The sequence below is a fragment of the Campylobacter concisus genome, from assembly GCF_902460415.1.
Taxonomy (GTDB): Bacteria; Campylobacterota; Campylobacteria; order Campylobacterales; family Campylobacteraceae; genus Campylobacter_A; species Campylobacter_A concisus_Y.
On sequence record NZ_CABPTY010000003.1, the window covers coordinates 67,945 to 92,025 of the forward strand.

The 24,081-nt window shown below is 39.5% G+C and carries 22 protein-coding genes; 21 read left to right on the top strand and 1 reads right to left on the bottom strand.

Going from position 1 to position 24,081, the window contains the following annotated elements; genetic code table 11:
* The first annotated feature begins 122 nt into the window (after window positions 1-122).
* The 14 genes from FZ940_RS07810 (at window position 123) to hypA (ending at window position 14,274) form a co-directional block, all read left to right on the top strand.
* Window positions 123-1,268 carry a hydrogenase small subunit gene (locus tag FZ940_RS07810; RefSeq protein ID WP_072594279.1) on the top strand — a complete coding sequence of 382 codons (1,146 nt, stop codon included), beginning with the start codon at window positions 123-125 and terminating at the stop codon, window positions 1,266-1,268.
* A gap of 9 nt (window positions 1,269-1,277) precedes the next feature.
* Window positions 1,278-2,996: a nickel-dependent hydrogenase large subunit gene (locus FZ940_RS07815; RefSeq protein WP_148822148.1), complete on the top strand. Its 1,719-nt coding sequence runs from the start codon at window positions 1,278-1,280 to the stop codon at window positions 2,994-2,996.
* Between the two features lie 9 nt (window positions 2,997-3,005).
* Window positions 3,006-3,686, top strand: coding sequence for a Ni/Fe-hydrogenase, b-type cytochrome subunit (gene cybH / locus FZ940_RS07820; protein ID WP_148822149.1), 681 nt, complete (start codon window positions 3,006-3,008; stop codon window positions 3,684-3,686).
* Complete coding sequence (locus tag FZ940_RS07825; RefSeq protein ID WP_148822150.1) at window positions 3,686-4,228, top strand: HyaD/HybD family hydrogenase maturation endopeptidase; 543 nt, start codon at window positions 3,686-3,688, stop codon at window positions 4,226-4,228. Before cybH ends, FZ940_RS07825 begins: the two co-directional genes overlap by 1 nt.
* Entirely contained in the window at window positions 4,225-5,697 is a 1,473-nt protein-coding gene (locus tag FZ940_RS07830) for a hypothetical protein (protein WP_148822151.1), read from the top strand. Before FZ940_RS07825 ends, FZ940_RS07830 begins: the two co-directional genes overlap by 4 nt.
* Entirely contained in the window at window positions 5,681-7,897 is a 2,217-nt protein-coding gene (gene hypF / locus FZ940_RS07835) for a carbamoyltransferase HypF (RefSeq protein ID WP_148822152.1), read from the top strand. The genes FZ940_RS07830 and hypF overlap by 17 nt, the downstream gene beginning before the upstream one ends.
* 54 nt (window positions 7,898-7,951) lie before the next feature.
* On the top strand, window positions 7,952-8,365 hold the full coding sequence (gene nikR / locus FZ940_RS07840) for a nickel-responsive transcriptional regulator NikR (RefSeq protein ID WP_087584539.1): 414 nt from the start codon (window positions 7,952-7,954) through the stop codon (window positions 8,363-8,365).
* Between the two features lie 397 nt (window positions 8,366-8,762).
* Complete coding sequence (locus FZ940_RS07845) at window positions 8,763-10,022, top strand: DUF2157 domain-containing protein (RefSeq protein ID WP_148822153.1); 1,260 nt, start codon at window positions 8,763-8,765, stop codon at window positions 10,020-10,022.
* The gene (locus FZ940_RS07850) at window positions 10,019-10,624 is read left to right on the top strand and encodes a GDYXXLXY domain-containing protein (RefSeq protein WP_148822154.1); all 606 of its coding nucleotides are present in this window, start codon (window positions 10,019-10,021) and stop codon (window positions 10,622-10,624) included. Before FZ940_RS07845 ends, FZ940_RS07850 begins: the two co-directional genes overlap by 4 nt.
* 168 nt (window positions 10,625-10,792) lie before the next feature.
* Window positions 10,793-11,605 carry a hydrogenase nickel incorporation protein HypB gene (gene hypB, locus FZ940_RS07855; protein ID WP_148822155.1) on the top strand — a complete coding sequence of 271 codons (813 nt, stop codon included), beginning with the start codon at window positions 10,793-10,795 and terminating at the stop codon, window positions 11,603-11,605.
* Window positions 11,605-11,844, top strand: coding sequence for a HypC/HybG/HupF family hydrogenase formation chaperone (locus tag FZ940_RS07860; RefSeq protein WP_103559617.1), 240 nt, complete (start codon window positions 11,605-11,607; stop codon window positions 11,842-11,844). Before hypB ends, FZ940_RS07860 begins: the two co-directional genes overlap by 1 nt.
* Window positions 11,844-12,932 carry a hydrogenase formation protein HypD gene (gene hypD / locus FZ940_RS07865; RefSeq protein WP_148822156.1) on the top strand — a complete coding sequence of 363 codons (1,089 nt, stop codon included), beginning with the start codon at window positions 11,844-11,846 and terminating at the stop codon, window positions 12,930-12,932. Before FZ940_RS07860 ends, hypD begins: the two co-directional genes overlap by 1 nt.
* A gap of 8 nt (window positions 12,933-12,940) precedes the next feature.
* On the top strand, window positions 12,941-13,933 hold the full coding sequence (gene hypE, locus FZ940_RS07870) for a hydrogenase expression/formation protein HypE (protein WP_148822157.1): 993 nt from the start codon (window positions 12,941-12,943) through the stop codon (window positions 13,931-13,933).
* Window positions 13,933-14,274 carry a hydrogenase maturation nickel metallochaperone HypA gene (gene hypA / locus FZ940_RS07875; RefSeq protein WP_107691214.1) on the top strand — a complete coding sequence of 114 codons (342 nt, stop codon included), beginning with the start codon at window positions 13,933-13,935 and terminating at the stop codon, window positions 14,272-14,274. Before hypE ends, hypA begins: the two co-directional genes overlap by 1 nt.
* 221 nt (window positions 14,275-14,495) lie before the next feature.
* Here hypA and FZ940_RS07880 read toward each other — a convergent pair whose 3' ends face one another.
* The gene (locus tag FZ940_RS07880) at window positions 14,496-16,961 is read right to left on the bottom strand and encodes a YhdP family protein (protein ID WP_148822158.1); all 2,466 of its coding nucleotides are present in this window, start codon (window positions 16,959-16,961) and stop codon (window positions 14,496-14,498) included.
* 73 nt (window positions 16,962-17,034) lie between these two features.
* Between FZ940_RS07880 and mltG the strand changes: the two genes are divergently transcribed.
* From mltG to FZ940_RS07915, 7 genes are all read left to right on the top strand, one after another.
* A complete protein-coding gene (gene mltG, locus FZ940_RS07885) occupies window positions 17,035-17,979 on the top strand; it encodes an endolytic transglycosylase MltG (protein WP_148822159.1) in 945 nt (314 codons plus the stop codon).
* 83 nt (window positions 17,980-18,062) lie between these two features.
* A complete protein-coding gene (locus FZ940_RS07890) occupies window positions 18,063-20,237 on the top strand; it encodes an NADP-dependent isocitrate dehydrogenase (protein WP_148822160.1) in 2,175 nt (724 codons plus the stop codon).
* Between the two features lie 4 nt (window positions 20,238-20,241).
* On the top strand, window positions 20,242-21,135 hold the full coding sequence (locus tag FZ940_RS07895) for a malate dehydrogenase (protein ID WP_148822161.1): 894 nt from the start codon (window positions 20,242-20,244) through the stop codon (window positions 21,133-21,135).
* Between the two features lie 8 nt (window positions 21,136-21,143).
* On the top strand, window positions 21,144-21,455 hold the full coding sequence (locus FZ940_RS07900; RefSeq protein ID WP_103604010.1) for a 4Fe-4S dicluster domain-containing protein: 312 nt from the start codon (window positions 21,144-21,146) through the stop codon (window positions 21,453-21,455).
* Window positions 21,452-22,582: a 2-oxoglutarate synthase subunit alpha gene (locus tag FZ940_RS07905; protein WP_148822162.1), complete on the top strand. Its 1,131-nt coding sequence runs from the start codon at window positions 21,452-21,454 to the stop codon at window positions 22,580-22,582. Before FZ940_RS07900 ends, FZ940_RS07905 begins: the two co-directional genes overlap by 4 nt.
* A complete protein-coding gene (locus FZ940_RS07910; RefSeq protein ID WP_148822163.1) occupies window positions 22,572-23,417 on the top strand; it encodes a 2-oxoglutarate ferredoxin oxidoreductase subunit beta in 846 nt (281 codons plus the stop codon). Before FZ940_RS07905 ends, FZ940_RS07910 begins: the two co-directional genes overlap by 11 nt.
* Window positions 23,414-23,965, top strand: a complete 552-nt coding sequence (locus tag FZ940_RS07915) for a 2-oxoglutarate:acceptor oxidoreductase subunit OorC (RefSeq protein WP_107697694.1) — start codon at window positions 23,414-23,416, stop codon at window positions 23,963-23,965. Before FZ940_RS07910 ends, FZ940_RS07915 begins: the two co-directional genes overlap by 4 nt.
* Window positions 23,966-24,081: the final 116 nt, after the last annotated feature.

Below are 24,081 nucleotides of genomic sequence, written 5' to 3' on the forward strand. Positions count from 1 at the left end.
GATTTTAAATTTTTTAGTTAAAATTTATTTAATTATAAATATTAATTTTATAAAATAATTTTTTACTTCTTTAAACAAAGATATTATTAACAAAAGTAAAATTTTCAAGCAAAGGAGCTTATATGAATAATGACTTGCGTCAAAAGATAGATAGGCGCTTAAGTGAGCTTAGTGCGTTGCCTAAGATGAAAAGCGACTCGAGTATTGCGCAGCTTTTAAAAGATAAAGGCTTTACGAGGCGTGATTTTATGAAGTGGGCTGGTGCGATGACAGCTTTTATGGCTCTACCAAGTGCGATGACACCGATGGTTGCTCGTGCTGCTGAGCTTAGCGATAGGCTTCCTGTGATATGGCTTCATATGGCAGAATGCACAGGCTGTAGCGAGAGCTTACTAAGAACCGATGCTCCAAGCATAGATAGTCTTATATTTGACTACATAAGCCTTGAATACCACGAAACTATCATGGCAGCTTCTGGTTGGCAGGCTGAAGAAAATTTAGAGAGTGCGATCGAAAAATACAAAGGCAGATACATCCTACTAGTTGAGGGAGGTATCCCAACTGGTGCGACTGAAAATTTCTTAACTGTTGGACCTCATGGCACAACAGGTAAAACTCATGCTGTAAATGCTTCAAAAGACGCAGCTGCTATCTTTGCGATCGGCACCTGTTCTAGCTTTGGTGGCATTCAAGCTGCAAGGCCAAATCCATCAAATTCAGTGGGATTTTCAAAGGTAACTGATAAGCCAGTTATTAATGTTGCGGGCTGTCCACCAAGTGAGAAAAATATCGTTGGTAACGTGCTTCATTTCTTGCTTTTTGGCACACTTCCAGCACTTGATGTTTACAATAGACCAAAATGGGCTTATGGCTTAAGAATTCACGATCTTTGCGAAAGACGTGGTCACTTTGACGCTGGCGAGTTTGTCCAAAACTTTGGCGATGAAGGCGCAAAAAATGGCTACTGCTTATATAAAGTAGGCTGTAAAGGTCCATATACATTTAATAACTGCTCACGCGAGAGATTTAACCAGCACACATCATGGCCAGTTCAAGCAGGTCACGGCTGTATAGGCTGCTCAGAGCCAGACTTCTGGGATACGATGGGACCATTTGAAGAGCCTATGGCAGATAGACTCTTTGATACTGTTTTGGGTCTTGGAGCTGATAATGTCAGCGATAAAGTTGGCATTGGAATTTTAGCTCTTACTGGCATTGGTATAGCAGCTCACGCTGTTATAGCTTCTATGAGTAAAGATAAAGAATAAGGCGAAAAAATGAGTGAAAAAAGAATAGTAATAGACCCTATAACACGTATCGAGGGACACTTAAGAATAGAAGTTGTCGTAGATGAAAATAATGTCGTAAAAGAGGCTTACTCTGGCTCAACTCTTTGGCGTGGCTTAGAGCAGATCGTAAAAGGCAGAGATCCAAGAGATGCTGGCTTTTTCATGCAAAGAATTTGTGGCGTTTGTACATACTCACACTACCGAGCAGGCATCATCGCAGTTGAAAATGCCCTTGGTATCAAGCCTCCATTAAATGCAGAGCTAACTAGAACGCTTATGAATGCAGCTTTATATCTTCACGATCACATCGTGCACTTTTATCAGCTCCACGGCATGGACTGGGCGGACGTAGTCTCCGCACTAAGCGCAGACGTACATAAAGCTAGCGAAGAGGCGTTTAAATACACTGATTTGCCATTTGCCACAGGAGCTGACAAGCTAAAAGAGGTAAAAGAGAGAGTTGAAGCCTTTGTTAAAAAGGGCAACCTTGGACCATTTGCCAACGCATACTGGGGACATAGTACATATAAATTTACGCCAGAGCAAAATTTAATCGTCCTCTCACACTACTTAGAGTGCTTAAGGATTCAAAGAACAGCAGCTCAGATGATGGCTATCTTTGGTGCTAAAAACCCACATCCACAAAGCCTAACAGTTGGCGGTGTGACTTGCGTGATGGACCTTATGGATCCAGCTAGAATGGGCGAATATATGAGTAAATTTGCTGAGATCAAAGAATTTGTTGATAGAGCTTACTATCCAGATATCTTGATGGCAGCTAAAGCTTATGGTAACGAGCCAAGCGTTCTAAACGATGTTGGTGTGGCAAATTTACTCTGCTACGATGAGTTTTTGATCGGCAAAAATGATCATCTATTTAAAGGTGGCTATATCTTAAATGGCGATCTTAACAAGGTTTATGATATCGATGAAAATAAAATCACTGAAGAAGCTACTAGGTCTTGGTATAAAAACGACAAAGCACTTCACCCATATGACGGCGAGACTGAAGCAAACTACACAGGCCTTATTGATGGCGAGAGCATAGACGCCGAGGGCAAACTAGCTCATAGTAAGCTTTTTGATACAAAAGGCAAATATAGCTGGATTAAATCACCAAGATATGATGGCATGCCTATGCAAGTAGGTCCAATAGCAAGTATCGTTATAAACTACGCTAAAGGCAACGAGAGAGTTAAAAAGGTGGTTGATGAGTTTTTAGCAAAGAGTGGCTTGCCACTAAGCGCAGTTTTCTCAACTCTAGGCAGAACCGCTACTCGTATGCTTGAGGCAAAAGTAGTCGCAGAGCACACAATGGACGCATTTAATGCCTTGGTAGAAAATTTAAAATCAGATCAAGAGACTTGCGCAAAATATGTAATCGATAACAAAAAAGAGTACAAAGGAAATTTCCAAGGCAATGCTCCAAGAGGTGCTCTTAGCCACTGGTGTCGCATAAAAGATGGTGTTATCACAAACTGGCAAGCAGTCGTGCCAAGTACTTGGAACGCCTCTCCAAAAGACGCACAAAATCAAATGGGAAGCTACGAAGCGTGCTTAGTTGGTTTAAAGATCGCTGATCTTTCAAAACCACTTGAGATAATACGAAAAATTCACTCTTACGATCCTTGCATCGCGTGTGCCGTGCATGTTATGGATATGAAGGGAAATGATTTGAGTACTTATAAGATAAATCCAAATTTGTAAGGAGAGAATATGTCACATAAAAATGCTGACAGGATCAGCGAATACGAATTCTCCATCGGCGTTAGGCTGACACACTGGATTAGATTTGCAGCGATCACACTTTTAGTTGTGAGTGGCTACTATATCTCGTACGTTTTTGTGAGTCCAGAGATCACGAGCGAGCCTACAAATTTTATGCAAGCAAAGTGGCGTATGGCTCACCAGATAGCTGGTTTTGTGCTAATAGCGGCATTTATCTTTAAATTTTATCTATTTATTTTTGACAAACACAGCAAAAAAGAGTGGATGAGTTTGGTTGATTTTCTAAATCCAAAAATTTGGATCGCACAGATCAAATACTATCTTTTTATGGGGCCACATCCGCATTTAAGGGGCGTTTATAATCCTTTGCAGTTTGCCTCATACTTTTTCTTTTATCTTGTTTTGACTCTTATTTGCCTAAGCGGTCTTGTGCTTTATGTTCATGTTTATCATGAGGGACTTGGCGGAGCGCTTTATGAGCCAGCAAGATTTTTTGAAGAGCTTATGGGTGGACTAGCAAATGTTAGAACGATACATAGAATTTGTATGTGGGTCATTATGATTTTTGTGCCGATTCATGTTTATATGGCGGTATTTAACGCTGTTAAAGGTAAAAATGGAGCGATGGATGCCATCGTTAGTGGCTATAAATTTGTAAAAGAACACTGATGAGAGTGCTGGTTCTTGGTATCGGCAACGTGATGTTTGCTGATGAGGGCATAGGTGTTCATTTTGTAAATTTGATGGCTAAAAACTATAAATTTACAAGCTCTAAAAACGAGCTTACTCTAATGGACGGGGGCACTTTAGCCCTCGCTCTAACTCACATCATAAGCGAATTTGACTATCTTATCGTCGTTGATTGCATTAGCGCAAACGGCGCAAGCGTGGGTGATGTTTATTTTTTTGATTTTCTAAATGTACCAAATTTTATCAGCTGGGACGGCTCGGCTCACGAGATAGAGATGCTCCAGACCCTTCATCTAATGGAGCTTGCAGGCGATAGGCCTACGACTAAAATTTTAGGCATCGTGCCTAGCCGCATAGAATCATCAAATTTTAGCCTCTCAGATGAGGTTATAAACGCTTCTGTAACTTTAGAAAAAACGCTGCTTGATCACTTAAAAGAGCTTGATTTTAAGTGTGAAAAAGTGGCAAATTTCACCCTAAAAGATATCGTTGATGAATACGCTAAAAAAGGTTTAAAATGATACTTGCTTTTAAATTTACTTGCCACAAGGACGCTTCGTTTCTAGTGCCATTTTTACGCTTGCTTGCTGGTGATCTATCTCATAGTCTAAAGTGCAAAGATGATGAAATTTGTCTAAAGGTAAGTGGTAATGCCAGCGAGCTTGAGAGCGTGGCAAATAAAGCAAGCGCGCTCTTGCCCTTTAGTCTTTTTATAAAGCACAGTGAGGTCTTGGCTGCAAGTGAGCTTGATGAAGATAGCAAGATAAATGAGATAAAATTTGGCGGTCTAACTCCGACTCAAGTGAGCACATTTTTGGCTAGTGGAGAAGCTATCTTAAATGAAAGTGGCGTGCTTGCTTGGAGTAAATTTGATGGCGAGATAACGCTTGGTAATTTTAATGAAAAGCTCAAAGCTTGCCTAAATTTATTAAAAAACGGCAAGGGCGTTTGTGTAGAGCAAGATAAAAAATTATATGAAATTTCTCTTGGCGTAAATTTTGATGCAAATTTCTTGATGCCTGTAAATTTAAAACAGCTACCAAAAATTTTTATTGCTGATGATAGAGCTTTGACATTTCTGGCTAGTTTTGAAAAGCCACTTTTAGCACTAAAGACGACAGCTATTTATAGGCAAAATCACGAGGACGCACCGCTATTTTTTGACGTGATGGCGCCAAATGACCTTTTTCTTTACGCCATTTGCGAGCAGCTAAATAAAGAAAATTTTAGCTTTTTAAGCGTTAGAGTAAAGGAGCAAAAAAATGCTCTTTCAAGACTAACTTTGCTTGAAAGTAGCGCAGTTTTAAGCCCATTTTTCTATGCAAAAAACGAGGAATTTGAGCTTAGTAATTTTAGTGATATAGCTTTGGGGCTAAAATTTAGTAAATTTAGTGATGACGAAATTTGCCTGCTTTCAAAATCAAGCAAAACGCAGCTTCTGTTTTTGCCAAAATTTAGTAGCTTTGAAGAAATTTATGAGCTCATAAGAGCCGAGGAGGGCGGCGAAAGGCTACTTGAAAATTTCAGCAAAGAGCATACTTTACCGAGCGGTAAATTTAGCTCAAACGCTAGCTTTTTCTCGTTATTTTGCATAGCTGGGCGCATACTTGGCACAAGCAATGAGTTTAAAAAAGCAGGGGAGAATTTGCTTCTTATGGCAGCTGATTTTAGCGGTCAAAAGGGCGTTAGGATCGATTATAAGATGAAAGATGACTTTGGTTTAGACGGGGTTAAGTTTGTAAAAAGTATCATTTCGTTTGTCCTTGCTGGCGCTGGAGAGAAGAACATCAGCTTTGGTTGCACCGAGTCTTTGGCGCATTTTTTGAGCGATTTTAGCTATGAAAAACGAGATAAATTTAACATCAAAAATGTTACTTTAAGCGGGGATTTATTTTATAATAAGGTAGTTAGCAACTTGATAAAAAAGCACCTAAACCCAAATATAAAAACAAATTTTGACCCCGGATTTGGCGTTGAGATTAAGCTTTAGATATGAGATCAAAGGCTTAGTTCAAGGTGTGGGCTTTAGACCTTTTGTCTATACTTTGGCGGATAAATTTAAGCTAGTTGGTGAAATTTACAACGACGACGAGGGTGTGAAGCTAAATTTTAGCGGCGAAGAGGCTAACTTTTTGGCTTTTGAAAAAGAGCTTTATGAGAAGCTGCCAGCCCTTGCTAGGATTGATGAGCTAAAGAAGATTAAAATAGATAAAATTTATGAAAAGCTTGAGATCATCGCTTCAAAGTCAGCCACCAAACAAGCGCCTATTTTGCCTGATTACGCACTTTGTGATGACTGCTTGTGCGAGTTTTATGACCCCACAAATCCACGCTACAAATATCCATTTATAAACTGCACCAACTGCGGACCAAGATTTTCCATCATCAAAGCGTTGCCTTATGACCGGGTAAATACGACGATGAACGAGTTTAAAATGTGTAAATTTTGTGAGAGCGAGTACAAAGATCCGCTTAATCGCCGCTACCACGCAGAGCCGATCTCTTGCCCAAACTGCGGACCAAAGCTCTATCTAAAAGATAAATTTGGCAAAGTCTTGGCTAGCAAAAATGAAGCAGCCAAAGAGGCGGCTAAGCTCATAAACGAGGGCAAAATTTTAGCCATTAAAGGGCTTGGTGGCTTTCATCTAGTTTGCGACGCGACAAATGAAGCTGCAGTTTGCGAGCTAAGAGCCAGAAAGCACCGCCCAAGCAAGCCCTTTGCTCTGATGAGTAAAAATTTACAAAACGCTAGAAAAATAGCGCAAATTTCAGAAGCAGAGGCGAAGCTTCTTAGCTCAAATTTAAAGCCGATCGTCTTGCTTGAAGCAAAAAATGGCTCAAATATTGCAAAAAGTGTCGCTCCAAATTTAAACAAGCTTGGCGTCATGCTCGCATTTAGTGGCATACATCTTTTGCTTTTTGACTATCTTGAGCACGATATCATCGCAACTAGCGCAAACATCTCAGGCGAAGTTGTGATAAAAGATGAGAGCAAGCTAAGAGAAAAGCTAGGTGACGTCATAGACTTTTACCTTGATCACGACCGAGAAATTTACTCTCCAAGTGACGATAGCATCGCATTTTGCGTTGGTGATGAGACAATTTTCACAAGAACGAGCCGTGGGCTAAATCCAAATTTCATCCATACAAATTTCAAGCAAAAAGGGACATTTTTAGCCCTTGGAGCGGAGCTAAAAAGTTCTTTTTGTATATACAAAGACGGCCTTTTGATGATTAGCCCGTATATCGGCGATCTAAAAAACGTGGCGACTTTTGATAGATTTAAAGATATTTTTACCCTTTTTGAAAAGACCTACAACCTAAAAATAGACAAGGTCATAGCCGATCTGCATCCAAATTTTTTAAACACAAAATGGGCAAAGGATCAGGGCTTTGAGCTAGTTTATTTGCAGCACCACTACGCGCATCTGCTAAGCGTGATCTTTGAAAATGAACTAGTAGACAAAGAGTATCTTGGATTTTGTTTTGATGGCACTGGATACGGGGAAGATGGCAAAATTTGGGGTGGAGAAGTCTTTAAGCTAGATAAAAAGAGTTACGAGAGAGTTTATCATTTTGATGAATTTAGCCTATTTGGTGGCGAAAATAGCATCAAAAATATTTATCTAATCGCATATTCTATTATTTTAAAATACTCTCTTGAGGACGAAGCTGGTAAATTTTTAGTAAATTTTGATGAAAAAATGCTTGCAAATTTTAAAAAAATGGAGCAAAAAGGATTAAACTTAGTAAAGACTAGCTCGGTTGGTAGGATATTTGACGCATTTGGGGCGATTATTTGTGGGCTTTTTCACTCTAGTTTTGAGGGCGAGAGTGGTATGAGGCTTGAAGCGCTTTATGATAAAAATTTAGATGTGTGTTACAAATTTAGCCTAGATAATGGAGTGATCGGCTTTAAAGAAGCTTTTAAAAGTGCTTTAAAAGATGAGCCAAGAGTGGCTGCAACGGCGTTTATAAATGGCTTGGCTGATATTATTTTTAAAATTTCAAAAAAAGAAAAAATGGAAATTTTACTAAGCGGCGGAGTTTTTCAAAATAAGACTTTACTTGAACTTATTTACAAAAAATTTACTAAAGTAAATTTGAAATTTTATATCAATAAAAAATTCTGTAGCAACGATTCTAACGTAAATTTAGGGCAAATTTATTATTATTTATCTACATTTTAAAAGAACTGATGTATAATGATTGTAAACAGTAATCAAACGAGAAAGGAGCAAAAAATGGATAGTGTTATACGTTTTAGTGTTTCTTTGCCTAGTCAGTTACTAGACGAACTAGATAGGAAAGTTAGCGAACAAGGCTACGCTTCTAGGAGCGAATTTACGAGGGATCTGATCCGTGAAAAGATCGTAAATGATAGCTGGAAGGACGCTAATGAAGAGTTGATCGGTGTTTTGACGCTAATTTATGTGCATCATCACAACGATTTGGTGAATAAAAAAATGGATATCGAGCATGACTCTGACGTGAAAATCATCTGTACAAATCACGTACATGTCGATCATCATAACTGCTTAGAAACTATCTCTATAAGAGGTGAGGCGGCCAAAATAGAACGCTTTTCTGAGAGAATCGCTGGTTTAAAAGGTGTTAAATTTTCTAAACTTACAAAGGCTGCTGTTCCTAAATTTTAGCGCGCTAAAGTCTTTGAGGTGGTAGGAAATTTAGGAGTTTTTAACAAGTATAGCAAGCAGCTGATCTCTTATAACTGCGGTGCTTATCACATTTGTCTTTCAAAATAGTTTTTAAGTGGTTTTTGTAGTTTTGTAAATTGATATGGAGTTTTTACCGATTTGCTCGTGCAAACTCCATATCTTTTGAATAAATGATAATTTGATGATCATTTGCTCTTTTATCTGGCTTTAACTAAAATTCAAATTTCTAAAAATTTTTAAACTCGTTCAAAATATCTCTTCTTAGCATTTGCGCTATATTTTTATATAATAACAATAAAAATTTGATCCTTATTGCCACATTTTAGGCTGGCTGATAGGCTTCTTATTTTTTAATGAGCTTGCAAAGGAGTTGTTGTTGAACTTTTTAAATAGAATTTTTCTAGCAAAAGAGCTGGATCGGTGGCAAAGTGACGGTATAGTTGATAAAGAGACCGCTATAAAAATAGCAAATTTATACGACATCGACCCTGATGCTCATAGTGACAAGATGAGTTTTGTCCTAAAACTCGTAGCATATCTCTTTTTTGCACTAGCCTTTTTTACGCTTGTTGGTGCAAATTGGGAAGAGATACCAAGACTAGGACGTTTGGCGCTTGTGTTGTTTGTACTTGGGCTTGTAAATTTTGGTGGAATTTACTATCTCGCAAAGGGAAAGGAAAATCTATCAACGGCGATGTTTTTTCTTGGAAATTTTTGCTTTGGTGCGGCGATTGCACTTATTGCTCAAATTTATAACATTAGCGATGAGCCAAGCGGTGGTATTTTACTTTGGAGTATCGGGGCGTTTGCGGTTTCTTTTGCTAGTAAAAAAGGTGTGTTGGTAGCCCAAAGCCTTATCTTTGCGACAGTTTGGTTTTTTATGATAACTTATCAGGGCGACTTTGGCTTTGGCTTTATCATTTTTATAGCACTTGGCGCATATACGCTTTACAAAGACGATTCAAAATGGCTTGCTTTTTTGCTTTTTATAGATATTTTTATATACATCATTTCATTTTGCGGCTACATTAGCGGTTTTAGGGCGATATTTGATTATGGATTTTTGTTTGGACTTCCGATGGTTGCGATCGTATCGCTATCTTATGCACTTTTGCTTATTAGTATTTCGCCGCTACTAGATAAATTTAGAGTAGGGCTTGGCGCATTTACGAAAGAATTTGGTAAAAATTTTGGCGTTTTTGTGTTGCTATTTTGTCTATTTTTATTTGAAGAAAGAAATTTATTTGAGCTTTACGATGAAAAGCTTTGGTTTGTGAAGTCGTTTTTTAAGAGCAATTTTGGCTTTGTCTTTATTCTATTTAGTGTTGCTTATTTTGCACTATTTTTTAAAGAAAAAAACAAGAGTGGTTTGCTACTTGGGGCACTGCTCGTGTCGTTACCATTTGTCTTTAGCTACGGTCCTGGCTACGCAAATATATTTTTTTCGCTCGCAAATATCATAACAGCTGCGGTTCTTATCAAAAAGGGTGAGTTAAAACTTGGTCTTTGTATGATATTTTTGGTTGCAGCCGTGAGGTATTTCCAACTCATAGGTGATTATATCGGCGCTACGGCACTATTTATGGTATTTGCTTTCATAGTGCTAGTTGTGGCTAGAAAAGGACGTAAAAAATGAAGATAAAAGTATTAATAGTAGCTGTGGTTTTTCAAATTTCGCTTATTGGCATTATGCTTGGCTACGCACTTATGCCACTTTATTTTGGGCAAGAGGTAAGAGTAAGGGTAAGTCTTTATGACCCAAGAGATCTTTTTCGCGGAAATTATGTTGATTTAAACTATGAATTTTCAAATTTTCATTCAAGAAATTTTGACGAAAATGATGAAGATGACCGCTATATCGACCAATACGATGAGAGAGTAAGAGATGGGGCTAGAGTTTATGCTGTTTTAAAACCAGATGTTAATGGCACTTACAGCTTTGCTAAATTTAGTATAAGCAAGCCAGACAATGGAGTGTTTTTAGCTGGTAGATATGACGGTTACTCACTCGTAAAATACGGCATAGAGCAGTTTTATATGTCACCTGATAGTGCGGCTAATACTGAAGATGAAATGAGAGAAGAAGATGTTGATGCCTATGCTATTTTGATGGTGATGGATAATGGCAAAGCTAGACTAAAGGATCTAATAATCCAAAAGAATGCCCAAAAAAATAGTAAAAAACTACTCGGTGGTGAAAATTTTGATAAGCTGGATGATGTTAGGCAAAAAGAGTAAAGTAAATTTAGTCAAAATGCTTGAAAATTTCATTTATATTTTTAAATTTAAATAAAAATTTAAATAAATTAATTAATTTTGATCTATTTGCAAAAACTCCTAAATTTTAATTTTATTTTTAAATTTAAGAGTTAAAATCTCCATAAATTAATAAAAAAGGATGAAAAAATGTGTAAAGATTGCGGTTGTTCAATGGGTAATCACACCCACGTTCACACTCACGCTGATGGCACCACTCACTCGCACCCACACACTCATGATGGATATACAGAGCACGCTCATGACGCACACGAGCATAGCCACGAGGCTCACGCACACCCTGTGCTAAACGAGAGCAAAACCATAGACGTGATAGAGAAAATTCTCTCTGAAAACGACAAAGAAGCCGCTCACAATAGAGCACATCTTGATGAGAAAAAGATACTTTGCGTAAATTTGATGAGTAGCCCAGGTGCTGGAAAAACTACACTTTTAGAGGCTACGATAAAGGCTGGTAAGTTTAAAATAGGCGTTGTAGAGGGCGATTTGGAGACAAATCAAGATGCCGACCGCATAGTAAAAGCTGGTGCAAAGGCTCATCAGATAAGCACAGGTCAGACCTGTCACTTGGATGCATTTATGGTGCATGAAGGGCTTCATCATTTGCCACTAAATGAGCTTGATCTAGTCTTTATAGAAAATGTTGGAAATTTAGTTTGCCCTGCAAGCTACGACGTTGGCTCACACTTTAACGCTGTGCTTCTTTCAGTGCCAGAGGGCGATGATAAGGTGAGCAAATATCCAGTGATGTTTAGGGCTGCTGACGTGCTTCTCATCACAAAAGCTTCACTTGCGCAGCACTTTGACTTTGACATCGAGCGAGTGAAAAACGACGCTAGAAAGCTAAATCCAAAGGTCGATATCTTTGTGATAGATAGCAAAACAGGTGAGGGCATTGATAAATGGATAAGTTATTTGGAATTTAAAAAAGAGCTAAGATAATGTGCCTCTCGATCCCTTCAAAAGTAATAGAAATAGATGAAAACAACGTTGCTACCGTTGAGACTCTGGGCGTTACTAGAAAGGTAAGCCTAGATCTCATCTCTGAAGAGGTAAAAGTTGGCGAATACGTGCTAATTCACGTTGGATACGCAATGCAAAAGATCGATACGCAGTTTGCGCTTGAGAGCTTAGAGGTCTATCAAAAGATCGCTGATGATATGGACGCGGGGAAAATTTGATGGATCTTATCAATGACTTTCGCGATAAAAATTTAATCCTAGCCCTTTCAAAACTCATAAAAAAAGAGAGCACAAAGCCCCTAAATATCATGGAAATTTGTGGCGGCCACACGCATAGCATTATGAAATTTGCACTGCCAAGCTTGGTGGGAGAGCATATAAATTTCATCCACGGCCCAGGCTGTCCAGTTTGCGTGATGCCAAAGAGCCGCATAGATGAGGCCTGTAAGCTAGCTAGCATGGAGAATGTGATCTTTTGCACGCTAGCTGACATGCTAAGAGTGCCTGGCTCAAAGACAAGCTTGCAAAAGCTTCGCGGCGAGGGACACGATATAAGAGCGCTTTACACTCCACTTGATGCGCTAAATATCGCTAAACAATATCCAGACAAAAAGGTAATATTTTTTGCCATAGGCTTTGAGACGACGACTCCGATGAGCGCAAATTTGGTTGAAAAAGTACTTCAGCAGGACATTAAAAATTTATACTTTCACATAAATCACGTAACCGTTCCAGCTCCAGTTAGAGCCATAATGAGCGATGAAAACGTGAGGATAGATGCATTTTTGGGACCAAGTCACGTAAGCGTGATTACTGGAAGTAAGATTTACAAAGAGCTGGCAGATGAGTTTAAAAGGCCCATCGCCATTAGCGGTTTTGAGCCACTTGACATCATGGCAAGTGTGCTAAATTTAGTCCGTCAGCAAAACGCAGGCACTTATGAAGTCTATAACGAATACGCAAGGGCGGTCAAAGAAGAGGGCAACCTCAAGGCAAAAGAGCTCATCGCTATGTACTTTGAGCCGTGCGACTTTGTCTGGAGAGGCCTTGGCGAGATAGCGCAAAGCGGCATGAAACTAAAAAATGAGTTTGCCTACCTTGACGCTAGAGCGCAGTTTGACTGCAACGTAGAGAGCGCTGGCGAGAGCAAGGCTTGCATTTGTGGGCAAATTTTAAGAGGGCTAGCAAAGCCAACAGAGTGTAAAGTCTTTGGTAAAGTTTGCAACCCGCAAAATCCGATAGGATCGTGCATGGTCTCAAGCGAGGGCGCTTGTGCGGCATATTTTAAATACGCAAGAGTTAGTTAAGGAATTTAATGAAAAAGATAATGCTAAGCCACGGTGGCGGCGGCGAGGAGATGAACTCGCTTATAAATGAGACGATATTTAAAATTTTTGATAACGAAATTTTAAGGCAAAGCAACGACTCGGCGATATTAAATTTAAACGGCAAGATCGCATTTAGCTCCGATAGCTTTGTGGTAACTCCCATTTTTTTTAATGGCGGCGACATCGGCAAGATCGCGGCTTGCGGCACGATAAACGACCTAGCGATGGTTGGAGCAAGCGCAAAATACCTAAGCTGCTCGCTAATCATCGAGGAGGGGCTAAGTATAGAAGAGCTTGAAAAGGTACTTGGCTCGCTTGCTAAAACTTGCAAAGAGAGCGGTGTGAGCGTAGTTTGTGGCGATACGAAGGTAGTGCCAAAGGGTAAATGCGATAAAATTTTCATAAACACAGCAGGCATCGGCGAGATAGTTTGCGAAGGCGTGGAGCTTAAAAATTTAAAAGCAGGGGCTAAAATTTTAATCTCTGGAGATGTTGGCAGACACGGCGGCGTGGTGCTAGCAGCAAGAGAAGAATTTGAGCTTGGGCTTGATCTAAAAAGTGACTGCAAGAGCCTAAAAGAGGTTACTTTGAGGCTATTTGAGGCTGGTATAAAGCCGCAGTGCATGCGTGATGCGACTAGAGGTGGACTAAGTGCGGTGCTAAATGAGTGGGCTAAATTTAGCAAATTTGACATCTTAGTCTTTGAAGAAAATATCAAGGTCGCAGACGAAGTGATGGGCGTTTGTGAGCTATTTGGATTTGAGCCTTATGAGCTTGCAAACGAGGGCACTTTTGTGATAGCAGTTGATGAGAGCCAGGCTGAGGACGCGCTTGGGATTTTGCGAGAATTTGACAAAAATGCGATGATAATAGGCGAGGTAATGGAAGCAAAAAACGAGCGTGTCATCATCGAAAACGCCTATAAATCAAGAAGATTTCTCGAGCCGCCAAAGGGCGAGCTACTACCAAGGATCTGCTAATGCACGAGCTTAGTATCGTTCAAAATTTAGTCAGCCTTTGCGAGAAAAATGCCGCCAAAGAAAACGCCAAAGAGATAAGCAAGATCGAGATAAAGGTTGGCCGTTTAAGCGGAGTGGAGCCTCACTATTTGCAGAGCGCTTTTGATGTTTATAAGGCTGGTACGATCTGCGAAAATGCCGAACTTGTGATAAATTTACAAGGCATTGTTATTGAGTGTTTGGATTGTGGATTTGGCGGAGAGCTTAATGAAAATGACTTCACCTGTCCAAAGTGTAAAAGTCAAAATTTAAAGGTAACTGACGGCGAGGATATGTATCTTATGCGCCTCGAGATGAAGTAAATTTTGCGTATTATAATACGCAAAATTTTATGCTTTTTGTCAAAATATTTTAATAGTCGCAGTATCAAAAAATAGCTATCAAAGCCTTAATCCTTTAGACTTTGATATCTTTACGCACTTTGCGAGCTGAGGATAATAAAAATAATCAAAAATGAGCGCCACTCTTAGTTTTAGAAGTAGTCAATAATTTTTCTATAATTTCTGTGCGTTGCAGATTTAAACTACTCAAATATCAAAAACGGAGCCTGAATCACGTTTCTTATTATCTTTAGTGGCGAGAGCAGGGCGTCTTGCAGGATCTGCGTCGAGTACTCAGGCTTATCGGTAGTGCCACGTATGGCGATGACGGTTGAGAGCGAGCGGTCCTTGCCAAGGATTATTTGATTTACCAGTGGAATTTTATCAATGATACTGCTAGCATCTTTTAGTAGCTTTAGCTCAAGGTCGATGTTTATCTTTTTACTCTTTAGGTCAATCGTGCCACGCCCGCCGATATCAGCACTTGTGCCTATCATTTCAATCGCTAAAAATTCGATCATATCGCCATTTCTAGTGAGTAAGATTTTACCATTTTTAACAGTAAAGCCCTTGTCGTTAAAGTCAGGTGTTTTAAAGCTAAGAAGCGATGGAACGGAGTTTAAAAAGCTAAGTAGCCTTTGATAAAAGATATAATCCTTTAAAAAAGTATCAAAAAATCTCACCTCAGCTTTGAAATTCTTCGAGTTTTCTCCAAGCATTTTTAGGCGAAATTTACCGCCCTCAAAGCTCTTGATACCAAAAAGGTCGTTGATAAATTCTCCGCTTATATCGGTTGCGTCTAAATTTATACTCTTTTCATCATTAAAATAGCCAACTCTTCCTTGCTGCGCCAGCCCATTTAGCGAGGTGCTTTTGCCCTTTTTCTCGGCGCTAAAGCTAGTAAATGGTAAGGTCTTGTTTAGATCCCTTAAAATGATATCGCCATTTTTTGCTAAAAGCTCAAGCGGCGTGCTTTGTTCGCTGGTTTTGTTATCGTCAAGCACTAGCAAATTTAGATCTTTAGTCTTTACATTTATGGCTTTTTCTTTTATGTCTAGGCTTAGCTTTTTACTTGCGCTATCTACCTTTACGCCAGCTTTTGAGACTAAAATTTTTAGATCATCGTTTTCATATTTTGAGCCATTTTTATCTAAAAACGGCAAGTCAAAGTTTACCTCTTTGGCAAAAATTTCAAGATCAGTAAAATCCTTGCTTTTTATACTAAGTTCATCAAAACCACACACGCCGTTTTGCTTTAAAACAGGTGAGTTCTCTATGAAAAATTTACTATTTTTTGTTGCTATTTTACTTTCACTGCCAAAGCTCATATCAAGTCCAAATGGCTCTATCTTAAGCAAAGTTTCATCAGCCTTGCTAAAGTCTAAAAATGCGCTAAATGGCTCATTTTTAAAGGCTAAAATTTCATCATTTTTCTCTTTTAGGTCAAAGCTTTCTATCACGCCTTTTATCTCGCCAGTACTTTTTTGTAAATTTATATCAGCCTTGGCATTTGCTTTAAAAAACTCAAGTCCAAAGCCGGTAGCATCTATGTTTAAATTCGTCGTATTTATAAGCTTTACGAGAGCATTTTTAGCGTTAAATTTACTTCCAGCAATTTCTAAAACCGCGTCACTTAGCTTAAATTCTCCATTTGCAATGACACTTTTTTCATCAAAATTTTCTAAGCTTTTCTCATCAAGCTTTATCAAAATTTTTAAGCTAGCATCCATTTTCCCACTAAGCTGTTTTACTGGTACAACGATCTTATAGGCTTTTAATATCTCATTTATAGCTTCATCATAAATTGATTTTGTCTTTATAAGTAGCTCTAAATTTGCACTTTTTTCATCAAAGATATTATTTATCGCAACGCTTGAGCCATCAAGTTTTTTACCCTTGTAAATAGGTGAAATAAGATCAAATTTAAGCTTTGAGTTTTTAAGCGTAATATTTGCCTCGCCTACATTTACGGCCGGCAAGTCTTTTTCAAATTTAACGAGCAAATTTTTAGTATTTGCGGTGGCATTTAGATCATTTAGATAAAAGTTATTTTTGGCTAGATCAGCCTTGCCATTTATCTCTTTAAGCTCGTAATCATCAGCAACGATGTATCCATATATCCAGTTTTTAACTTCACTATTTAGCTCTATGCGTCTGTCAAGCTCGTCAATGAAGTTTTTGATACTTCCAGCCTCGACATCATAAGCTTTGTAAGTTAAAAATGTATCTTTTAGAGCAAAATTTAGCTTACCGTGCAGCTCATGAGAGGTGAAATTTCCCTCAAATCTATAGTCATTTTTATCAAAATCTGCACTCCCTTCGCCGCTAATGCTCACGTTAAAATCCTTAAAGCTTAAATTTCTAACGCTAAAAAGATCTATTCCGTCTTGCTGTTCGTTTTGGAATTTTATATCCACGTTTAAATAAGGGCTATCAACAAAAAATATATCATCTAAAAATAGAATTTTTAGTTTAAAATCATCTCCTATTTGCACATTTTCAAGTGAAATTTCTTGAAAAATCGTATCTATAAAATCTACGCTTTTACTAAGATTTAAAAGGCGCTCATCGCTGCTTTTTTGCTTGCTCTCTTTCTTAAAATTTGGGAGCTTTATCTGCTTTGCTCTTGCAATTATTTTTTTATCTAATTTTATATATAATTGCTCCAATTTTACGCTGTAAAACTCGAAATAGTTAATTTTTATGCCGTATTTTAAAAGCAAAAGAAGCGAAAGAATCAAAATGATAAAAAATTTTATAAAAAAGCCATACCTAGATATTTTCTTTGATATCGTACTCATCGTCGTCCTAAGCGTATTTGTCTATTTGGCACGCCCTATAAATACAAGCAAGGTCGTTTTTATACCAAAGGGAAGTGTGGGCGAGATTATATCTTATTTAGCTAATCGCAACTTTAACTTAAGCGTGATAGACAAATACGCCATACTTTTTATCGGCTCTCCGCAATCTGGCTGGATAGAGATCGGCCAAGATAAAATTTCAAGGGTTGATTTTTTAAAAAAACTTGCAAAATCAAAAGCGGCTTTAACCGAGATAACGCTAATACCAGGCGAAACAACTATTGTTTTTTTAAACCAGATCGCCGCCCAGCTAGGACTTGATTCAGTTAAGCTAAATAGCGAATATAACGCTCTTGCTCCAGTGAGTGACGGCTTTTTGATGCCAAATACATATAAAATCCCAATAGGTATCAGCGAAAGGCACCTTGCTTTTTATCTTGTAAATTCATCAAAAAAGGCTCAAAGCGAGATCAGCAATAAAATTTTTGGCGAATACAACGAGAAAAAATGGTTTAAAATTTTAACGATCGCTTCGATCATTCAAAAGGAAGCTGCAAATGACGCTGAGATGCCACTTGTCGCCTCGGTCATTTATAACCGCCTAAATAAAGGCATGAGACTGCAGATGGATGGCACACTAAACTACGGAATTTATTCACACGATGTGATCACGGCTGAGCGCATAAGAAGCGATATGAGCGAGTTTAATACATATCTAAATGACGGTATTCCGCCAAGTCCAGTCTGCTCGGTCTCAATGAGTGCGATCAAAGCGGCGATAAACCCTGCAAAGAGCGATTATTTATACTTTGTGCTTGACAAAAAGGTGAAAAAACACATTTTTTCAAAAACCTTAAGCGAGCACAACCAAAATATAGGAAAATAGAGCTAGAATTTGCGGTAAATGCCTAAAATACAACGAGATTTAATAAAGAAAGTGATAAATTTTAAAAAAATAAAAGGGCTAAAATGAGTGACATTATCTGGACCAAAACTGACGAAGCACCGCTTTTTGCAAGCTACTCTCTCTTTCCTATCGTAAAGAGCTTTTTATCCCGCGCTGACATTAGCATAACTAGGGCCGATATTAGCCTAGCTGGGAGAATTTTATCTCTTTTTAGCAAAGAGCTTGGACTAAATAAGGCCGATGAGTTGGAGCTTTTAGGCGAGCTTACCAGTCATAAAGAGGCAAATATCATAAAACTGCCAAACATCTCAGCCACGCTTGTTCAGCTAAAAGCAGCGATAGAGGAGCTTAGAAGCAAAGGCATAAACGTGCCTTTTTATCCAGATGAGATCATCACGGATTACGACGAAGAGGTCGCTAAAAAATACCAAAAAGTGCTTGGCAGCGCGGTTAATCCAGTGCTAAGACAAGGAAACTCAGATAGAAGAGTCTTGCCACCGGTTAAAGAATTTGCCAAAAAGCATCCTCACAGCAACGGCGACTGGGACAAGACAAATAAGACAAAAATTTGCTACATGCAAAAGGGCGATTTTTATGAGAATGAGCGCTCAATTATCGCCAGTAAAGATGAGAAATTTTATGTAAATTTCATAAGTAAAGAGGGCAACAAAGAGCTTTTAAAAGAGCTTGCCGTACAAAGTGGCGAGATCGTAGATGTTACATATTTAAGCGTAGATGAGCTAGATAAATTTTATGAAAACTGCTTTGATGAGGCAAAAAAAGAGAATTTGACCTTGAGTCTGCACCTAAAATGCACGATGATGAAAGTTAGCGATCCAGTCATCTTTGCTCACGCGATAAAGAGCTATTTTAAAGAGGTTTTTGAGCTGTTTGGTAATGAGTTTAAAACTCACGGCGTGGAGGCAAAAAATGGCCTAAAAGATATGTTTTCTAAAATTTCAACTCTTAAAAATAAAGATGAAATTTTGGCTAAATTTGATGAAATTTTGAGCAAAAAAGCAAAAATTTGGGCACTAAATGAAAATGCCAGCAACTTTGACGTGCCAAATGACGTCATCATCGACGCCTCCGTGCCAGCACTCATTAGAAACTCTGGCAAGGTAAAAGATAGAAGCGGCGAGCTAAATTTCTCGCTTTGTATGATCCCAGATAGAACATACGCTAGGGTTTATGAGGCTTGCGTGGCGGACTTTAAAGAGCATGGTGCGCTTGATGTAAGTAGCATTGGTAGCGTAGCAAATGTGGGACTAATGGCCAAAAAGGCCGAAGAATACGGCAGTCACGATAAGACTTTTATAGCAAAAGAAGACGGAGAATTTGTAGTTTTTGATGAGGCTGGCGAGAGTGTCTTTAAATTTAGCGTTAAAAAAGGCGACATTTTTAGGATGACACAGGCAAAGGAAGACGCGATAAATGCGTGGTTTGAGCTTGCTTTAAAAAGAGGCAAGATATCAAAAGATGAGCTTATATTTTGGCTAGATAGTAGCCGTGCTCACGATAGAAATTTGATAACTAAATTTGAAAAATTTAGAGATAAATTTGTTAGAGCTGGCGTTAAATTTGAAATTTTAAACTACGAGCAAGCGACTACAAAAACGCTTAGCTTGATAAGAGCTGGCAAAAACATCATAAGCGTAACTGGTAACGTTTTAAGAGACTATTTAACCGATCTTTTTCCGATATTTGAGCTAGGTGGTAGCTCAAAAATGCTCTCAGTTGTGCCGCTACTTGCTGGTGGGGCAATGTTTGAAACAGGTGCTGGTGGAACGGCTCCGACGCTTGTTAAAGAGCTAAAAGAGAGAAATCACCTACTTTGGGACAGTCTCGGTGAGTTTTTAGCGCTTAGTGCTTCACTTGAGCATCTGGCATTTACTAAGCAAAAAAAAGAGGCAAAAGAGCTAAGCGATGCGCTAAATAGAGCCGTTGCTAGCTATTTGGACGAAAACAAAACGCCAAATGCCACTCTTGATACCAGAGAATCGCACTTTTATCTGGCACTATTTTGGGCAAGAGAAATAGCAAAAAGTGGCGAGATTTTAAGTAAAATTTTTGAAAATTTAGCAGACGAGCTAGAGAAAAATGAGAGCGAAATTTTAAAAGAGTTAAGACAAAATGATGGTGCAAGCGTGGAATTTGGTGGATATTATTTGCCAGATGAAGTGAGGGCAAATGAGGTCATGAGACCAAGTAAAATTTTAAATCAAATAATAGGATGAGAAAATGAAAATAAGTATAGTTGGAGCAGGAAACGTCGGTGCAAGCATAGCTTATGCGCTTTGTATGAGAGAAGTTTGCGATGAGATCGCGCTTGTGGATATATTTGGTGACGTGGCACGTGCAAAAGCGATCGATCTAGCACAGTCAAGCTGCGTTTTTAATGCTAAAACTACCGTTTGCGGTGGCGATGACTTTATACTAATAGAGGGCAGTGATATTGTAGTGGTAACTGCTGGAAGCCCAAGGAAAGAGGGTCAAACAAGAGAGGACTTGCTTCTTAAAAATGCCGTCGTTGTAAAGCAAACGGCTCAAAATATCGCAAAATTTGCACCAAATGCGGTGATAATCGTTGTGACAAATCCGCTTGATGTGATGGTCTGGACGGCTCATAAATTTAGCGGTTTTAGCAAAAATAAAGTGATCGGCATGGCTGGTGAGCTTGATGGGGCAAGATGCAGATATGAGCTAGCACTTCTAAAAGATAAGGATGCAAAAGAGCTAAAGACAAAGATAATTGGCGCTCACAACGACGAGATGATCGTATCTGCTAGTAATATCAGCGAAAATTTAAACGAAAATGAGCTAGCAACTCTTAAAAAAGAGACAAGCACAGGCGGCGCAAAGATCGTTAAGCTTCTTGGCACTTCAGCTTACTACGCACCAGCGGCTGCAGTTGTGAAAATGTGTGAAGCGATCATGGGCAAGAGTGATGAAATTTTAAGCGCTAGCGTACTTCTTGATGATGAACTAAGTTGCGGAAGGCTAGTAAGGCTTGGACGTGATGGCCTAAAAGAAATTTTAGAGTTAAATTTAAGTGCCAGCGAGCAAGAACAACTAAGCAAAAGTGAAGCTGATATTAGAAAAAACATTAAATTTTTAAAAGAAAATTTAGATTAGGAATATAGATGATAGTAAAAGAAAATGTACCTGTTTGGGTCGATGAGAGCAGGTGTAAGGCCTGTGATGTCTGCGTGAGCTACTGCCCAGCTGGTGTGCTAGCGATGAGGCTTGAGCCAAAAGCGGTGCTTGGTAAGATGATAGAGGTCGTCTATGCTGACTCATGTATAGGCTGTCGCGACTGCGAGCTTCACTGCCCTGATTTTGCCATTTATGTGGCTGAAAAAGGCTTTAAATTTGCAAAGCTAACCGCTGAGAGCAAAGAGCGAGCTGCGGCCGTAAAGGCAAATAAATTTGCAAAGCTTGGAGAGAGCGCATGAGAGAGCTAGTATCAACTGGAAATGCCCTAGTAGCAAGGGCTGCGGTCGAGTGCGGCTGTAACTTCTTTGGCGGATATCCGATCACTCCAAGTAGTGAGATTGCCCACGAGCTAAGCGTGCTTTTGCCAAAACATGGCGGTACATTTATACAAATGGAAGATGAGATAGCTGGGATTTCAGTAGCTCTTGGCGCAAGTGCGAGCGGTGCTAAGGCAATGACTGCTAGCTCAGGTCCAGGAATTTCACTAAAGGCTGAGCAAATAGGCTTTGGCTTTATCGCTGAGATACCACTTGTCATCGTAAATGTCATGCGTGGTGGCCCTTCAACTGGCTTGCCAACCCGCGTCGCACAAGGCGATATCTTGCAGGCTAAAAACCCAACTCATGGCGATGTAAATATGATAGTTTTGGCCCCTAGCAGCCTAGAGGAGTGCTATACGCAGACGGTTCGCGCATTTAATCTCGCAGCTAGGTTTATGACGCCAGTTATGCTGCTACTTGATGAGACGATAGGTCACATGCAAGCAAGGGTTAGTTTGCCAGAGATCAGCGAGCTAGAAATTTATAAAAGAAGAGAATTTAGTGGCGAGCCAAAAGAGTATAAGCCTTACGAGGCAGCAGCTGATGAGCCAGCCACGCTAAATCCTTTCTTTAAAGGCTATCACTACCACATAACTGGGCTTCATCACGGCGCTACTGGCTTTCCAACAGAAGATGGCAAAATAGTTGAATACTCTATGAATAGGCTGTTTAACAAGATAAATTTACACACTGACGAGTGCGAGAAATTTGAAGAGTTTATGCTCGAAGACGCTGAAATTTGTATCATCGCCTTTGGTAGTGTGGCGCTTTCGGCTAAGCAAGCGATACTAAATTTACGTGAAAAAGGGCTAAAAGTAGGGCTATTTAAGCCACTCACACTCTTTCCAGCTCCAGCTAAAAAGCTAAAAGAGATATCAGATAAATTTAAGAAAATTTTAGTCTGCGAGCTAAATTTAGGTCAATATAGTGGCGAAATTTCAAAGATCATCTTAAGAGATGACTTTGCAAAACTGCTAAAAGCAAACGGCAGACCGATAAGCCCAAGCGAGATCGAGGCGAAGATAGGAGAAATTTATGGCTTTTAATTATGATAAATATTTACGAACAGATAAAATGCCTACTCTTTGGTGCTGGGGCTGTGGCGATGGTGTCATACTAAAGGCGCTCATCCGTGCTATCGACACCATCGGCTGGGACATGAACGACGTTTGCGTGGTCTCAGGCATAGGCTGCTCTGGCCGCTTTAGCGGATACCTCGACTGCAACACCATCCACACAACTCACGGCAGAGCCGTAGCTTACGCGACTGGCGTAAAGATGGCAAACCCAGACAAACACGTCATCGTAGTAACTGGCGACGGCGACGGACTAGCGATCGGAGGCAACCACACGATACACGGATGCCGCCGAAATATCGGACTAAATCACATCTTAATCAACAACTTCATCTACGCGCTAACCAACTCGCAAACCAGCCCAACCACGCCAAAAGGCATGTGGACGGTCACAGCGCAATACGGCAACATCGATCCTAGCTTTGATGCCTGTATGCTCGCAACTGCCGCAGGAGCTAGCTTTGTCGCACGTGGTAGCGTCATCGAGCCAGAGAAGCTTACAAAGCTCTTTGTAGAGGGCTTTAGCCACGATGGATACAGCTTTTTTGATGTATTTTCAAACTGCCATATAAATTTAGGCCGCAAGAACAAAATGGGCGAGGCGGTGAAAAATTTAGAGTGGATAAAGGGCCGCACAACGAGCAAGGTCAAATTTGACATGCTAAGTGATGAGGAGAAAAAGGGCATTTTCCCACTTGGCATGCTGCATAAAGATGAAGAAAAGATCGAATACACCAAGGCTTACGACAAGGTAAGAAAGGCTGCTATGAGCAATGAAGCGATAAATTTTGAGGAGCTAGCATGAAGTCACAATTAAGATTTGTCGGCGTTGGCGGACAGGGCGTCATACTAGCTGGCGAGATCCTCTCAGCTGCCAAGATAAAAGCGGGCGGATACGGCGTCAAGGCCTCTACCTACACATCTCAGGTACGTGGCGGCCCAACGAAGGTTGATATCATACTTGATGAGAAAGAAATTTTATATCCTTACGCAAACGAGGGCGAGATAGACTTTATGCTTGCCACCGCGCAGATAAGCTACGATGCCTTTAAAAGCGGCGTGAAAGAGGGCGGTGCGATCGTTGTTGAGCCAAATTTAGTAAAAGTGAGCGATGAAGATAAAAAGCGCTGGAAAATTTATGAAATTCCTATCATCTCTATCGCAAAAGACGAGGTCGGAAATGTCATCACTCAAAGTGTCGTCGCCCTTGGCGTGGCGGTGGCTATGAGTAAATGTATGGATGAAAATTTAGTGTGTGAAGAGATGTTAGCAAGCGTACCAGCTAAGGTCAAAGAAGCAAATGCTAAAGCTTACGAGCTAGGTCTAAAATACGCAAAAGAGCTTTTAAAATAAATTTTGGCTAATTTTTAGCCAAAATTTCTACTATAAACAGAAAAATTAACCTTTATTATATTTTTGTCAATTATTACTTTTCTTAAAATTTTAAGTATCACTTTTTGATATAAAAG

Excerpts from the sequence above, each read along its gene's own strand:
- FZ940_RS07810 (WP_072594279.1), top strand. The coding sequence starts at position 123 with ATGAATAATGACTTGCGTCAAAAGATAGATAGGCGCTTAAGTGAGCTT.
- FZ940_RS07815 (WP_148822148.1), top strand. The coding sequence starts at position 1,278 with ATGAGTGAAAAAAGAATAGTAATAGACCCTATAACACGTATCGAGGGA.
- cybH (WP_148822149.1), top strand. The coding sequence starts at position 3,006 with ATGTCACATAAAAATGCTGACAGGATCAGCGAATACGAATTCTCCATC.
- FZ940_RS07825 (WP_148822150.1), top strand. The coding sequence starts at position 3,686 with ATGAGAGTGCTGGTTCTTGGTATCGGCAACGTGATGTTTGCTGATGAG.
- FZ940_RS07830 (WP_148822151.1), top strand. The coding sequence starts at position 4,225 with ATGATACTTGCTTTTAAATTTACTTGCCACAAGGACGCTTCGTTTCTA.
- nikR (WP_087584539.1), top strand. The coding sequence starts at position 7,952 with ATGGATAGTGTTATACGTTTTAGTGTTTCTTTGCCTAGTCAGTTACTA.
- FZ940_RS07850 (WP_148822154.1), top strand. The coding sequence starts at position 10,019 with ATGAAGATAAAAGTATTAATAGTAGCTGTGGTTTTTCAAATTTCGCTT.
- hypB (WP_148822155.1), top strand. The coding sequence starts at position 10,793 with ATGTGTAAAGATTGCGGTTGTTCAATGGGTAATCACACCCACGTTCAC.
- FZ940_RS07860 (WP_103559617.1), top strand. The coding sequence starts at position 11,605 with ATGTGCCTCTCGATCCCTTCAAAAGTAATAGAAATAGATGAAAACAAC.
- hypD (WP_148822156.1), top strand. The coding sequence starts at position 11,844 with ATGGATCTTATCAATGACTTTCGCGATAAAAATTTAATCCTAGCCCTT.
- hypE (WP_148822157.1), top strand. The coding sequence starts at position 12,941 with ATGAAAAAGATAATGCTAAGCCACGGTGGCGGCGGCGAGGAGATGAAC.
- hypA (WP_107691214.1), top strand. The coding sequence starts at position 13,933 with ATGCACGAGCTTAGTATCGTTCAAAATTTAGTCAGCCTTTGCGAGAAA.
- mltG (WP_148822159.1), top strand. The coding sequence starts at position 17,035 with ATGATAAAAAATTTTATAAAAAAGCCATACCTAGATATTTTCTTTGAT.
- FZ940_RS07890 (WP_148822160.1), top strand. The coding sequence starts at position 18,063 with ATGAGTGACATTATCTGGACCAAAACTGACGAAGCACCGCTTTTTGCA.
- FZ940_RS07895 (WP_148822161.1), top strand. The coding sequence starts at position 20,242 with ATGAAAATAAGTATAGTTGGAGCAGGAAACGTCGGTGCAAGCATAGCT.
- FZ940_RS07900 (WP_103604010.1), top strand. The coding sequence starts at position 21,144 with ATGATAGTAAAAGAAAATGTACCTGTTTGGGTCGATGAGAGCAGGTGT.
- FZ940_RS07905 (WP_148822162.1), top strand. The coding sequence starts at position 21,452 with ATGAGAGAGCTAGTATCAACTGGAAATGCCCTAGTAGCAAGGGCTGCG.
- FZ940_RS07910 (WP_148822163.1), top strand. The coding sequence starts at position 22,572 with ATGGCTTTTAATTATGATAAATATTTACGAACAGATAAAATGCCTACT.
- FZ940_RS07915 (WP_107697694.1), top strand. The coding sequence starts at position 23,414 with ATGAAGTCACAATTAAGATTTGTCGGCGTTGGCGGACAGGGCGTCATA.